This is a genomic window from Mycobacterium sp. PO1, from assembly GCF_017312405.1.
Lineage (GTDB): Bacteria > Actinomycetota > Actinomycetes > Mycobacteriales > Mycobacteriaceae > Mycobacterium.
Genome location: NZ_BLTG01000074.1, coordinates 70,322 through 83,393, shown reverse-complemented (window position 1 = coordinate 83,393; position 13,072 = coordinate 70,322). Strand labels below are relative to the sequence as shown.

At 66.9% G+C, this 13,072-nt stretch carries 13 protein-coding genes; all 13 read right to left on the bottom strand.

The genetic code is table 11. The annotated features are described in order from the left end of the window. Positions 1 to 41 precede the first annotated feature (41 nt). The 13 genes from J3476_RS21815 to J3476_RS21755 all read right to left on the bottom strand — a co-directional run bounded on the left by J3476_RS21815 (position 42) and on the right by J3476_RS21755 (position 12,960). Positions 42 to 1,277, bottom strand: coding sequence for a cytochrome P450 (locus J3476_RS21815; RefSeq protein ID WP_207068435.1), 1,236 nt, complete (start codon positions 1,275 to 1,277; stop codon positions 42 to 44). A gap of 65 nt (positions 1,278 to 1,342) precedes the next feature. Beyond that, positions 1,343 to 1,537, bottom strand: a complete 195-nt coding sequence (locus tag J3476_RS21810; RefSeq protein ID WP_207068434.1) for a ferredoxin — start codon at positions 1,535 to 1,537, stop codon at positions 1,343 to 1,345. 1 nt (position 1,538) lies between these two features. Further along, positions 1,539 to 2,249 (bottom strand): TetR/AcrR family transcriptional regulator, encoded by a 711-nt coding sequence (locus J3476_RS21805; RefSeq protein ID WP_207068433.1) that lies wholly within the window; start codon positions 2,247 to 2,249, stop codon positions 1,539 to 1,541. A 3-nt stretch (positions 2,250 to 2,252) separates the two neighbouring features. Then, positions 2,253 to 3,080: an SDR family NAD(P)-dependent oxidoreductase gene (locus J3476_RS21800; RefSeq protein WP_207068432.1), complete on the bottom strand. Its 828-nt coding sequence runs from the start codon at positions 3,078 to 3,080 to the stop codon at positions 2,253 to 2,255. Then, complete coding sequence (locus J3476_RS21795; protein ID WP_207068431.1) at positions 3,077 to 3,904, bottom strand: alpha/beta fold hydrolase; 828 nt, start codon at positions 3,902 to 3,904, stop codon at positions 3,077 to 3,079. Before J3476_RS21795 ends, J3476_RS21800 begins: the two co-directional genes overlap by 4 nt. After that, entirely contained in the window at positions 3,901 to 4,491 is a 591-nt protein-coding gene (locus J3476_RS21790; protein ID WP_207068430.1) for an NADPH-dependent FMN reductase, read from the bottom strand. Before J3476_RS21790 ends, J3476_RS21795 begins: the two co-directional genes overlap by 4 nt. Positions 4,492 to 4,499: 8 nt before the next feature. Then, on the bottom strand, positions 4,500 to 5,498 hold the full coding sequence (locus J3476_RS21785; protein WP_207068429.1) for a cyclase family protein: 999 nt from the start codon (positions 5,496 to 5,498) through the stop codon (positions 4,500 to 4,502). A 12-nt stretch (positions 5,499 to 5,510) separates the two neighbouring features. Further along, the gene (locus tag J3476_RS21780) at positions 5,511 to 6,356 is read right to left on the bottom strand and encodes a coniferyl-alcohol dehydrogenase (protein ID WP_207068428.1); all 846 of its coding nucleotides are present in this window, start codon (positions 6,354 to 6,356) and stop codon (positions 5,511 to 5,513) included. Between the two features lie 2 nt (positions 6,357 to 6,358). Further along, positions 6,359 to 7,666 (bottom strand): LLM class flavin-dependent oxidoreductase, encoded by a 1,308-nt coding sequence (locus J3476_RS21775; RefSeq protein ID WP_207068427.1) that lies wholly within the window; start codon positions 7,664 to 7,666, stop codon positions 6,359 to 6,361. A gap of 6 nt (positions 7,667 to 7,672) precedes the next feature. Beyond that, positions 7,673 to 9,484: an FAD-binding protein gene (locus J3476_RS21770; protein ID WP_207068426.1), complete on the bottom strand. Its 1,812-nt coding sequence runs from the start codon at positions 9,482 to 9,484 to the stop codon at positions 7,673 to 7,675. Then, a complete protein-coding gene (locus tag J3476_RS21765) occupies positions 9,481 to 10,401 on the bottom strand; it encodes a 3-carboxyethylcatechol 2,3-dioxygenase (protein WP_286183505.1) in 921 nt (306 codons plus the stop codon). The genes J3476_RS21770 and J3476_RS21765 overlap by 4 nt, the downstream gene beginning before the upstream one ends. Beyond that, positions 10,346 to 12,097, bottom strand: coding sequence for a bifunctional 3-(3-hydroxy-phenyl)propionate/3-hydroxycinnamic acid hydroxylase (locus J3476_RS21760; RefSeq protein WP_207068424.1), 1,752 nt, complete (start codon positions 12,095 to 12,097; stop codon positions 10,346 to 10,348). The genes J3476_RS21765 and J3476_RS21760 overlap by 56 nt, the downstream gene beginning before the upstream one ends. Next, entirely contained in the window at positions 12,094 to 12,960 is an 867-nt protein-coding gene (locus J3476_RS21755) for an alpha/beta fold hydrolase (protein WP_207068423.1), read from the bottom strand. The genes J3476_RS21760 and J3476_RS21755 overlap by 4 nt, the downstream gene beginning before the upstream one ends. Between the last annotated feature and the right edge of the window lie 112 nt (positions 12,961 to 13,072).

Sequence of the window (13,072 nt, the reverse complement as noted above, 5' to 3'; positions counted from 1 at the left end):
GTTGGTACTCCAATCGGGCTGTAGGGCTGGTCTTGCGGTGGTTACCAGGCCACCGGGAGCTCGTAGACGCCGTAGGCGAGCCGGTCGTGCTTGAACGGCACCTCGTCGAACGGGATCGCCAGCTTCATCGTCGGCATACGGCGGAGCAGGGTGTGGAATACGATCTGCAGCTCGGCACGCGCCAGCTGCTGGCCCACGCACTGGTGCCTGCCGTAGCCGAACCCGAGCTGCTGGCCCGCATCGCGGGTGAGGTCCAGCTTCTCGGGGTGCGGGAAGGCGTGCGCGTCCCAATTGGCCGGCGCCAGGTCGAGGATGATGCCCTCACCGGCCCGAATGGTCTCGCCGCCGATCTCGATGTCCTCGATCGCCACTCGGCGCTGACCGTTCTGGATGATGGACAGGTAACGCATCAGCTCTTCGACTGCGTTGGCGATGAACTTCGGGTCGTTCGAATCCCGCAGTAGCGCAGCCTGTTCAGGGTTCTCCAGCAGCGCGAGGATACCGATACCGATCATGTTGGCGGTGGTCTCGTGCCCGGCGATCAACAATCCGGTGCCGAGCTGTGCAGCCTCCTTGACGCTGATCTCGCCGGCGGTGACCCGCTCAGCCAGATCCGATACGGCGTCCTCGGCAGGGTTGGCCTGCTTCTCCTCGACCAAATTGATCAGATACTGATGAAGACTCATCGCGCCTTTTTGCATCGCATCGGCCGCCGCATAGCGAGCCAGACCGGCGTTGGCGTGTTCCTGGAAGAACTCATGGTCCTCGTAGGGCACCCCGAGCATGTCGCTGATCACGCGGGTGGGTACCGGAAGGGCGAGTTCGGCGACCATGTCGGCGGGCTGAGGACCGGCGAGGATCTGGTCGATGCACTCGTCGGTGACCTCCTGGATCACCGACCTCAGGCCCTCGACGCGCCGGAAGGTGAACGGCTTGGACAGCATTCGGCGGAAGCGGGTGTGCTCCTCGGCATCGGAGGTGAACACCGACCTGGGCCGCTTGTCGACGGTCGCCAACATGTGCTCGTTCCAGTGCGGGAAGCCCTCGCGGCGGTCGTCGACGCTGACTCGGGAATCTGCGAACAACGCCCGGGCCACTTCGTGTCCGGTCACCAGCCACGGAGTCGTTCCGTTCCAGATCCGCACCCGCGACAGCGGCTTGCGGTCGTTCATGTCGAGCATCTGTTGCGGCGGCGCGAACGGACACTGCGCATCCCGCTCCATCGGATACTCCGGGACGTCAGCGGAAACCTTGCCTTCGGCAAGCGTGTCGGTCATTTCGCCTCTCCCCCTGGCCTTCGGCGGGGCGGTACCCCCACGCGCAAGCGCTCGTCGGTCATGGATCACTCCTCGATGTGGATGGCCAGGGCCGGACAGGCGGCCGCGGCCTTTCGGGTCTCCTCGGCGTGTTCGGGGCCGGGCTCGGCGATCAGGAGTTCGACGACACCATCGTCGTCACGTTGGTCGAAGACCTCGCCGGCGTTCAGAACGCACTGCCCCGAGGAGACGCACTTGTCCTGGTCGACGGTGACCCGCACGTCAGGGCACCTCCGTCACCGGCGCGTGCCACAGACCGATGATGGCGTCGATCAGGCCGGTGGCGGCGGCCTGCCAGGACGGCCGGGCCACCGCCGCACCTTGCGCCAACAGGCGTTCGCGTTCAGCGCAGCTGTGCATCAACAGGTTCCGGCCCATGATGTTGCGTTCGATGCGCACGTCGGCCGGCAGTTCCGGCAGGCATCCGTTGATGCCGTCGAGCACCCGCACCAGCGACTCGGACGACAGGGCGTCCTTGACGATGATGTTGTGATAGGCCGGATCGGTCATCACCTGCGCCGCGAACCGCGCATACCACGTCGGATTCCCCAGTGCGGCAAGGTGATCGGTGAGCGGGCAGACCAATGCGGCGACCCAGTCGCGCATGTCGGTCGAGCCACCGATGTCCGCGATGCGCCGCTGACGCAGCTCCTCGATCGGACCGCGATGCTTGTGCTCGATGGCGCGCACCAGATCCGCCTTGGTGCCGAAGTGATAGCCGACCGCAGCGTTGTTGCCTTGCCCGGCGGCCTCGCTGACCTGCCGGTTGGACACGGCGAAAACCCCGTGCTCGGCGTAGAGCCGTTCGGCCGCCTTCAAGATCGCTTCCTGGGTGGTGCTCGCCCGGTCTGCCCGCACGCTTCTCGCCGTCGTCACCCCTTCAGTGAACCGGGTCACAACAGCTAAGTCAATCGACTGCTTTAAAAAGATCATCGCTCAGCCGCTCGCCCGGTCGGACTTCCGGACGATGACCTTGCCCGCGACGGTTCCGCCGTCCACGGGCAGCACGGTGCCCGTGACGTACCGTGACCGGGACGTCGCCAGGTACAGCGCCGCTTCGGCCACGTCCTCGGCGGTCCCCTCCCTTTTCAGCGGCCGATCATCGCGCATTTGCTGACGAATGCGAGCTTCGAACCGCTCGAGGCGTTCACGGTCCTCGTCGGTGGCCGACGTGGCCAGAATCGGGGTGGGGATGTTGCCCGGGGCCAGGCAGTTCACCCGTACTTCGTAGTGCGCCAGTTCGATGGCCGCGCACTTGCTGAAGTGGATGATGGCCGCCTTGGACGCCCGATAGGTCGACACACCGCCGCCTGCCTGGATGCCGCCGATCGAGCCGAGATTGATGATCGACCCCCCGCCGTTGTCGGTCATGTGCCGGGCGGCCTCGCGGGTGCCGGCCATCACGCCGAGCAGATTGACCCGCATGACACGGTCGAACTCCTCGAAGTCCTCGGCGAACAGCCCTTTGCGCAGCGGGCTGGAGATGCCGGCGTTGTTGACCATCACATGCAGCCCGCCGAATGCGGAGACCGCCGACGCCACCAGCTCGCCGACCTGCGTCTGATCACCGACATCGGTGTGGCGGTACGTCGTCCGATGCCCGGCTGAGTTCAGCTTGTCCACCAGTTCGGCGCCCAGGTCGTCACGGACGTCGGCGATGACCACGCTGGCACCCTCCGCGGCGAACCGCTCGGCGATACCGCGGCCGATGCCGGACGCGCCGCCGGTGACGATCGCGACCTTGCCCGCCAGTTCGTCCGTCATTCGTTCCCGATCCCTTCGAAGAAATCCAACAGCAGCGCGTTGACCACGTCGGGCTGCTCGATCTGCGGACAGTGCCCGGCACGGTCGATCACCACGCTGCACCCGTGTTCGATCTGACCGGCGATCTCGGCAGCCCACCCTTTGGGGAGCAGCTTGTCGGCGCCGCCCTCCACCACGAGGGCCGGCACGGTGATGCGCTCGTAGGCGCGCGCACTGCTCGGAGTGTTCGGCGGCTCCAGGCCGGGACGGCGAAACCGTGCTGCTGCCAGCGATTCCCATGCTCCCGGCGCGATGCTCGAGTCGTAACGCCGTCGCACATAGCTCTCGTCGGCCGGGTAGGACGCGTCGTGGAACAAGGCCGTGACGATCTTGCGCATCCCCTCGAGGGTGGCGTCGTAGTCGTAGAGCGTGCTGACATGCTCGTTTCGCTGGATCTCACCGCCGCCACAGATGGCCACGATGCTGCGCACCGGCAGGACAGGCGCTTCCGAGGTGGCGTCGACGAGGATGTTGATGGCGCCCATCGAGTTGCCGACGAAGTGCGCCGAGTCGACCCCCACCACCTCGCAGAAGCGGGCGAGGTGTCTGATCCGCATGCCGCGCCCGTCGGTGAAGTCGACGACCTTGGCCGACTCGCCGAACCCGAGCATGTCCGGCGCGAGCACCCGGTACCGCACGGCCAGTGCCTCGATGGTGCGCTCCCACCCGATGCGCGCGTTGGCTCCGAACTCCCCACCGTGCAGCAGCACCACGGGGTCGCCCTGTCCGGCTTCCAGGTAGCCGGTGACCAGGCCGCCGACCAGCACGCGGTGCTGGTCGATCACGCCGACACCTGCGTGGTCTGGGCGAACGCCAGCAACTGAGTGGCCAGCAACTCCAGCTGATTGGCGACCACCTTGCCCTGAGCGGTGTCGGCAAGCTCACCCGAGGGTGCCCAGACCGGGTCGGCGGAGTTGATGGCCACGCCCAGCGGGGTCGGCCAGGCCCGCAGCGCATGCCCGATGCTGCGCAGCTGGGTCAACGTGCCGACCGCGGCCTGCCAGCCGTACGCGCAGCTGATACAGCCCCATGGGGTGTTGTCGAGATAGACCCGTGGATCCTCACGCAGATCCTCGATGTAGTCGAGGGCGTTCTTGACCAGACCCGACACCGCCCCGTGGTAGCCCGGCGAACCCACCACCACCGCGTCGGCGTCCCGCAAGGCCTTGACCAATTCCAGTGCCCGCGGGGTTCGCTCGAGTTCGTGCGGCGCGTACATCGGCAGGTCGATCTCCTCGGCGGCGAACAATCTGGTCCGCCCGCCCTGCCGCTCCACCGCGGCCAGGCAGCGGCGCAGCGCGCGCTCGGTCGACGAGTTGGCGCGCAGTGTTCCGCCGAGGCCGACGATGAACGGTTGAGATGTGGTTGTCACGTGCTCACTCACTTGATCGCAATCGGGCTGACAGGTGCTCCGACCGCACCGACCACTTTCAGCGGCGCTGCGACGAGCTGGAATTCGTACACGCCGTCGGCGGCGCAGTCGGCCGCCAGCGGCCCCAGGTCCCAGTACTCGCCGAGCATCAGGCCCATGTCCCGCAGGCACAGCATGTGCATCGGCAGGAAGGTTCCGTCGACGCCGTTGCCCGGGTCAGGGTCTTCGACCATCAGGTTGTCCGCGGCGACCGCTGCCACCTCGTGCTCGTGCAGCCAGGCCGCACACGTCCAGTGCAGCCCGGAGCCCGCCTCGGCGCCGTTGCCGGTCCGCAGGAACCGGGTCCACCAACCGGTGTGCACGATCACGACGTCACCGGAACGGATCTCGATGTTCTGTGCGGCGACCACATCGTCGAGTTCGGCCGGGGTGATGGGCGCCCCTGGTTCGCAGAACACCTCGGCGCCACGATGCGCCACCACATCCAGCAGCACCCCCCGCGAGGTGATGCCCTTGGTGTCCACCTTCTCGATACCGCAGTGAAAGGCACCGAAGCTGGTCACCGAATCGGCCGGGAATCCGTTGTAGAGCTTGTCCTCGTAGTACACGTGTGACAGCGCGTCCCACTGGGTTGCCGCCTGCAACGGCATCACGATGAGGTCGTCGTTGAAGCGGAACGGGTTGTCGGCGAAGAAGGCGCTGACGTCCGAGGCCACGGCGTTGCGCAACCATTGCGGCCCGTACTCGACCAACGTCGAGGCGTCTCCGCCGTCGACGGTCATGACGTGCTGCGGGTTCTGCCGGAACTTGAATGCGCCCTGCGGTCCCCCGGCGCTGAAGTCACCCCCGAGCGAGATCACCTTGCCCTGTTTGATCGTCGCGGCCGCCTCGGCCACCTTGTCGGCGGTGATGAAGTTCAGCGTGCCGATCTCGTCGGCGTCACCCCAGCGACCCCAGTTGCGTACGTCGTCGGCCATCCGGCGGAATTCGCTCATGCTGTCGGCCATAGTCGAATCCCGTCAGTTCCCTTGCGCCGCTTGCGCGGTCTCCGTGGCGTCGCGTAGCGCTTCGGCGAACCGCTGGGCGAGGATTCCGCCGTCGGTCCACAGCACCTGACCGGTTATGTAGCCCGCGGCCCCGCTGCCTAGAAACACCAGAGCGGCGGCCTGCTCGCCGGCATCCGAGACGCGGCCGAGTGGGGCCGTGAACGAGTCGAGGAACTGCTGCCCGTAGGCCGATCGCAGTTGGTCGAGGATCGGGGTCTCGGTGACCCCGGGTGCCGTGCAGTTGATCCTGATGCCCCGGGCGCCGAAGTGGGCCACCCGGCTCATGCCGTAGAGGATGACCGCCTCCTTGGACAGCCGGTACCCGCCGTCGGCGAGGGCCCCGGGATTATCGGCGCACCAACGCAACCCCTCGTCGACCGATCGGGTCCGCAGCAGTCCTGCGGTGACGTCAGCGTTCTCGCGGTAACCCGAGGCCGCCAAAGAGGACACGTTCGTGATCGCTGCGCCGACCGGCATCCGGTCGATCAGCGCCTCGGTGAACTGCCGCATACCCAGGAAGTTGATCCAGACCACCAGCAGCGGATCCCCGATGCCCGAGGACACGCCGGCGACGTTGAACAGCGCATCGACGTCGCCCTCGATCGCGGCAACGGCGGCGGCGACCGACCCGGGATCGGCCAGATCCATCGGAATGTACCGGCCGCCGGACGTCTCGGTCGGTGCCCGCAGGTCCAACTGCGTGACACGGGCACCGAGCCGGCCGAGCTGGTGCGCGACCTGCGCTCCGATCCCGGATGCACACCCGGTGACGACGACATGCTTGCCGTCGTAGCGCACCAGCTCGTCGAACGCGCTCACCGTCAGCCCGCGGCTTCCCGCGCTGCCTTCTCCTGCTGCGCGGCCTTGACGCGGCCCTCGTTGATCTCGGCCATCGCCTCGGGGATCTCACCGGCGGTGAACTTGTTGCGTCCGGTCGGCAGTCCGCCGAATGCGTAGGTCTCGTCGAACAACGGCGCCTCCGAGGGCTGCCGGCGCGCCTCGACCTTCTCGATCACCGGTTCCAGCCGTTTCGCCTTCTCGGCTACCGCCTTCTCGTCGCGCTCGATGAACTCGGGCAGGATCTGGTTGCCCATGATCTCGATGGATTCCATGGTGCCCTCATGGCTGCGGGGGTTGAGCAGCAGGATGATCTCGTCCACGCCGCTGGCCTCGTAACCTCGCAGGAACTCCCGCACGGTGTCCGGTGAGCCGATCGCGCCGCGGCCCGGGCCGTAGGCCAGCGTCGGATCCTCTTTGACCGCTTCCTGATAGCGCTCCCACACCTTGGTCCGGCCGGGGGTGTGCATGCCGGTGAGGTAGTAGTGCATGATGCCGAACGAGAAGAAGCCGCCGCCGGTACCGAGCCGCTCGAGCGCCTCCTCGTCCGATTTTGCGACCATCATCGACAGATCGCCACCGATGGCCAGGATGTTCGGGTTGATCGCCGGGGTGATCGGTGTGCCCTGCTCCTCGAAATCTCGGTAGTACCCGTCGACGCGCTCCTTGAGTGCCTCCGGTCCGGTGTAGGCGAAGCTCAATGCGCCGATGGCCTTCTGGGCGGCCATCTCGACCGACGACGGGCGGGTACAGGCCACCCACACCGGCGGATGCGGCTTCTGCAGCGGCTTGGGAACCACGTTGCGGGCCGGCATCTCGACGTGCTCACCCTTGAACCCACTGAACGGTTCCTCGGTCATGCACCGGATCGAGACCTCGAGCGCCTCCTCCCACTGGGCCCGCTTGTCGGCCGGGTCGACGTTGAAGCCGCCGAGCTCGGCCACCGAGGAACCCTCACCGGTGCCGTATTCCACCCGGCCGTTGGACAGGTGGTCGAGGGTGGCGACACGCTCGGCGATGCGCGCCGGCGGGTTGATGTTCGGCAGCAGATGCATGACCCCGAAACCCAGCCGGATGTTCTCGGTGCGCTGGCTCGCCGCGGCCAGGAACATCTCCGGCGCCGTCGAATGGCAGTACTCCTCGAGGAAGTGGTGCTCGGTGAGCCAGACCGTGGAGAAACCCGCCTTGTCGGCCGCCTCGACCTCGGTGAGGCCGTGCTGGAACAGCTGGTGTTCGTCGTCCTCCGACCACGGTCGGGGCAACGGGAATTCGTAGAACAGGGAAATCTTCATTGTCGGTTACCTCCTTGAAGTTCCGGGTGAATCGATGGCTGAGCCGGGTTCGGCAGAGGTCGACCGGCCGGCCGCCTCCGGGGTCGTGTCGGCAATGTGCCGGGCGGCGACATAACCGAACGTCATGGCCGGGCCGATGGTCGCCCCCGCGCCCGCATAGCTGCGGCCCATCACCGCCGCGGATGCGTTACCGACGGCGTACAAGCCGGCGACCACACTGTCATCGGCGCGGAGCACCCGCGCGTGCTCGTCGGTGCGCAGACCGCCCGACGTTCCGAGATCACCGAGGATGATCTGGAAGGCGTAGTAGGGCGGATCCCCCAGCGGGTGCAGATTCGGGTTCGGCAGGGTCGGGTCGCCGTAATAGTTGTCGTAGGCGCTGTCCCCGCGGTTGAAGTCGTCGTCGTGGCCCCGGCAGGCAAGTTCGTTGAATCGCTCGGCGGTCGCGCGCAACCGGTCGCCGGGCACCCCGATCGCGGCCGCGAGTTCCTCCCAGCTGCAACCCTGCTTGACCACACCGGAATCGAGCCATGCCTGAGGCACTGTGCGTCCCGTCGGCACGGGCGCGAACGGCACCTTGGGGATGGGGAGGTGTCCGCCCACCACATACCGGTGAAATGACCGGATGTCGGTGATCAGCCAGCACGGGATGTGGGTCACCCCCGAACGCTGACCTTCGATCATGGCGTGGGCGAAATCCATGTAGGGCGCCGCCTCGTTGATGAAGCGCACACCGTCACCGTTGACCACGAACTGTGCCGGCATCATCCGTTCGTTGAGCATGAACTGCAGACGTCCGTCCGGCCAGCAGATGGCCGGGAACCACCACGCCTCGTCGAGCAGCGCGGTGGCGCCGCCGGCCTTCTCGCCGGCCCGGATCCCGTCCCCCATGGCAGCCGGATTGCCGAAGCTCCAGTCCTTTGCGTCGCCGGGCATCTCCTCGATCCGCTTGAGTTCGGGAAGGTGCTGCAGCCGCCACTCCATATCGTGATCGAAGCCACCGCTGGCCAACACCACGCCACGCCTGGCCCGCAGGCGGATCTGCCGGCCAACCTTCTCGACGACAGCGCCGACCACGGCACCATCGGCATCGGCGATCAGCTCGGTCATCGGCGCGTCCAGCCACAGCGGCACGTTCTCCTGCTTCATCGCCAGGCGCAGCCGGGCAGCCAGCGACTGGCCGATCGCCGCCATCCGCTCACCGAAAAACCGCGCCCGAAACATCCGCCAGATCAATTTCAGCAGAACGACTTTGCCCCGCCAGGATTGCCGAACCTGGTAGAACAACCGCAGATCCTTGGGCGCGAACCAGATACCCCTCGGCGCCAACGCCAGCGGCGCAAGTAGGCGCTCCTCCTCGTCACCGAGTGCGCGCAGATCGATTTCCGGCACATTGATCGTGCTGCCCAGGGCGGAACCGCCGGGCAGTTCGGGATAATAGTCGGCGTATCCGGGCTTCCAGACGAATTGCAGCCACGGGCTGAGCTTTTCGAGGAACTCCATCATCTTCGGAGCAGCCTCGACATACATGCGTAGCCGCGCGTCGCTGACAGTGCCCTCGGTGATCGTCTTGAGGTAGGTGAACACCTGCTCCGGATCGGGCACGTGCCCCTCCCGGCGTTGCGGCGGCGCGCCGGGTACCCAGATCCCGCCGCCGGACAACGCCGTGGAGCCGCCGAAGCGGGATGCCTTCTCCACGACGAGTGTGTCGAGCCCGGCCGCGTGGGCGGCCAGCGCTGCCGTCATCCCGCCGCCTCCTGAGCCGACCACCAGCACATCGGTGACGCGGTCGAAGGGCGGATCCGTGTCCGGGGTCATGGTGTCGTCACCGCCGTTCTGATCGCGAAGCCGGCGATCAACTCCGGCGCCGCTCGGTAGAAGTGGTCAGCCGTTCGATAGCTGCCGTGGGCGGCCAGCGCCGCGAAGGCGGCCACCCAGGTCCGCACCTCGTGCGCGGAATTCCCTGCCTGCTCGGCGATCCATGCGTTGTCCCAGCCGTCGACCTCGGCGAGACGCTCGGTGTCGAGCAGGTCGAGGAAAGCGTGGTCCCAAGACGGGTTGAGGGGCGCCAGCGTTCCGGCTCCGGACGCGAACTCCCGAGCCGCCGCCACGACGGCGGTCTGGCGAGCCTGTCGCTGTTCGTCGGTCATCGGAACGCCATGCACGATGCGCTGCAGGGCAGCCGGCGGGGCGGTGGCCAGGGTCGGCACCGGCGGATCGTGCGAAAGCCCGCCGGAACCGATGACGAGCACACGTCGGCCGAGGGTGGCCAGGTGCCGGCCGACGGCCGTGCCCAGGGCCCGCACCCGGCGCAGCGGTCCGAGCGGCGTGGCGACCGAGTTGATGAAGATGGGGATCACCGGCTTGGCCGTCGCGTCGCCGAACAGCTTCTGCAGGGGCTGGACGGTGCCGTGGTCGACATCCATCGCCGCAGAGATCGCGACATCGACGTCGGCATCGAGAACCGCTCGCGCACAGTCGGTGGCGAGATCGGCGGGAACATCGAGGGGACCCTTGTGGGTGCCGTAGTCACCGACCCCTTCGGCGGAGGTGCCGATGCAGAACGGCGGCATCGCCCGGTAGAAGAATCCGTTGTAGTGGTCCGGGGAGAAGGTGACCACGAGGTCGGGGTCGAACTCGGCGACGAACGCGCGAGCGCCGTCGATGGCCTCCTCGATGTCATCGAGGAGTTCGCGTGACGGTCCCGGAAGATTCAGAAGCGGACTGTGCGACATGCAGCACAGCGCGATGTGACTTTCCGTCTGTGGTTGCGCCATCGGTACCGGAGCCTCCTCCCTGGGTCAGATGCAGCACACGAGTCAAGGCTTCGGACATCTCAGGAGCACGTTGTGCGATGCAGGCGCCGGCGATGCAGCGGTCCGGCCGCAGGAACAGCACCGAATCGGGGTGGACGTCGAACCAGGACTTCAGCGCACCGGTGCGGTCACCGACGATGACCACCTCGGGATCGTCATGGCCCGTCCACGGCAGCTGCGTCATCGGTCTCGCCTCGACGAATTTGGCGCCCAACGCCTTCCAGTGCCGAAATGCTGCTTCGCCGAGCACGGCGCGCAGGTTGTTGCTCCAGCACAGCACGGCGAAGCCGGTTCCCAGGACGTCGTCGAGCATCGCGTTCTGGGTGTCGCGGGTGTCGACGCGGGGCTGGATGAACAGCGTGCCCGTGGGCGAGTCGGGTGACCCGCCCTCGGGGTGGCAGACGGCGCCCTGCTGGTAGCGCGGCATCGGTTTGAACCGCATCTCCAGGACGTAGCGCTTCAGGGTCGGGACGACGGACGCGGCGTGGATGACCCGGTCGCGCAGTGCCGCCACCCGCCGGTTCGTCGGGGAGATGACCCGCCCCACCATCGTCGACAGATCGATCATCGCCCGGGCATGCTTGCGGCGCTCGACGTCGTAGGTGTCGAGGAGCTCGTCACCGGCATTGCCGGTCACCACCGCGGCGAGCTTCCAGCCGAGGTTCGCGGCATCGCGGATGCCACTGTTGTAGCCCTGGCCCTGCCACACCGGCATCAGGTGCGCCGCGTCGCCGGCCAGCAACAGCCGACCCTTGCGGAACGACGAGGCGATGCGGGAGTGATGGGTGTAGACCCGGTGCCGAATCATCTCGACGCGCTCCGGATGGGGCACCAGCTGCCCCAGCATCCGCCGCACGAAAGCCGGGTCGTCGGCCTCCTGGTCGGTCTCGTCGGGATGGATCATGAATTCGAACCGGCGGATGCCATGGGCGATCGCGATCGACACGTAAGGGCGCCGCGGATCGGCCCCGACCTCGCTGTTGGGATGTCCGAGTGGATCGTTGGCGCAGTCGACCACCAGCCATCGGGTTGACGAGGTGGTGCCGTCGAACGACACGCCCATCAGCCGCCGGGTGGCACTTCGCCCGCCGTCGCAGCCCACGACGTAACGCGCGCGCACGGCCCGCTCTCCGTCGGCGAACTCGACGGTGACATCGTCGGTCGTCTCGACGCAGGTGTGCATGCGGTGTCCGAATCGAACCTCGACGCAGTCGAACCGGTCGAGACCGGCGTACAACTCGGCATCGACCATCGGCTGGACGAAACCGTTGCGCTTGGGCCAGCCGAAGCGGGCGTCAGGCGGCGCCATCTCGGCGAGCAGTCGGCGATTGCCGTCGAAGAATCGCAGGATCTGGTTGGGCACGGTGTGGGGCAACACACGGTCGACCAGTCCGATCGACTGGAAGGTGCGCAACGATTCGTCGTCGAGCCCGACTCCACGCGGATAGTCGATCAGCGTTTCGCGCTCGTCGACGACGAGGGTGTGGACCCCTTGCAGGCCGAGGATGTTGGCCAGCGTGAGGCCCGCGGGACCGGCGCCGACGATGACGACATCGACAGCGGCATCGACATCGGCGTCGGCGTCCCGAGTCCGCTGCTCCGCGGGCACAGTCATCCGCGCCCCAGCAGGAAGTCCAGGTGCAGCCGGTCGAAGGTCTTGGGGTCTTCGTACTGGGGCCAGTGCCCGCACCCGGCCATCACCTCGAACCGCGCACCCGGGATCATCGAGGCGATCCGGCGCCCCTCCGCGACGTCGGCGGTCGGATCGTCACTGGTCCACACCACCAGGGTCGGGGCGGCGATCGAACCGTAATCCCGCGCCCCGAGCAGATTTCGGGCTCTGACCTCGGGATCCTGCAGCGCCATGATGTCACGCATCGCCGAGGCGAACCCGGGCTGACGATAGACGCGCTGCCGACTGGCAACGATGTCGTCGTAGTCCTTGGTCTTGTCGGCCATCAGCCATTTGATGCGCGCCTGCACGGTCTCCCAGGTGGGGTTCTCCGCTGCGGCCATCGACAGGGTGATGATGCGCCTCATCACCTCCGGGTCGGCCTGCGAACCGCCGGCAGTGTTGAGCACCAGTCGGTCGACCCGTTCGGCGTGGTCGACCGCGAACCGCGACGCCACCCAGCCCCCGAGAGATTCGCCGCTGATGTGGGCCTTGTCGGCACCGAGGGTATCCAGCACCGCCGCAAGATGATTCATGTAGTGCGCGATCTCGAGCGGATGCCCAGGTTTGTCGGTGTAACCGTGGCCGAGCATGTCGACCGAGTAGGTCGAGAAGTGTTCGGCGTGCGCCTCCAGGTTGCGGATATAGGCCTCGGCGTGGCCACCGGAACCGTGCAGGAACACCAGCACCGGTGCCGCAGGATCCCCGGCGTGCAGATAACGGGTTCGCACTCCCCCGGCGTCGAGGTAGCCCTGTGAGAACGCGACACCTTGCAGGTCGCTCCACACGCTCTCGAATTCCGTCACCGAATCCTCTCCCGAGACCTTGACTGCGAGAATCGTATTCTCATATTTTGTAAGCGTTCTGCTCATTTATCGCACAACCATGTGCACTATAGTTAGAGCATCACTCTCGCAA

Excerpts from the sequence above, each read along its gene's own strand:
- J3476_RS21815 (WP_207068435.1), bottom strand. The coding sequence starts at position 1,277 with ATGACCGACACGCTTGCCGAAGGCAAGGTTTCCGCTGACGTCCCGGAG.
- J3476_RS21805 (WP_207068433.1), bottom strand. The coding sequence starts at position 2,249 with ATGATCTTTTTAAAGCAGTCGATTGACTTAGCTGTTGTGACCCGGTTC.
- J3476_RS21800 (WP_207068432.1), bottom strand. The coding sequence starts at position 3,080 with ATGACGGACGAACTGGCGGGCAAGGTCGCGATCGTCACCGGCGGCGCG.
- J3476_RS21785 (WP_207068429.1), bottom strand. The coding sequence starts at position 5,498 with ATGGCCGACAGCATGAGCGAATTCCGCCGGATGGCCGACGACGTACGC.
- J3476_RS21775 (WP_207068427.1), bottom strand. The coding sequence starts at position 7,666 with ATGAAGATTTCCCTGTTCTACGAATTCCCGTTGCCCCGACCGTGGTCG.
- J3476_RS21770 (WP_207068426.1), bottom strand. The coding sequence starts at position 9,484 with ATGACCCCGGACACGGATCCGCCCTTCGACCGCGTCACCGATGTGCTG.
- J3476_RS21765 (WP_286183505.1), bottom strand. The coding sequence starts at position 10,401 with ATGTCGCACAGTCCGCTTCTGAATCTTCCGGGACCGTCACGCGAACTC.
- J3476_RS21760 (WP_207068424.1), bottom strand. The coding sequence starts at position 12,097 with ATGACTGTGCCCGCGGAGCAGCGGACTCGGGACGCCGACGCCGATGTC.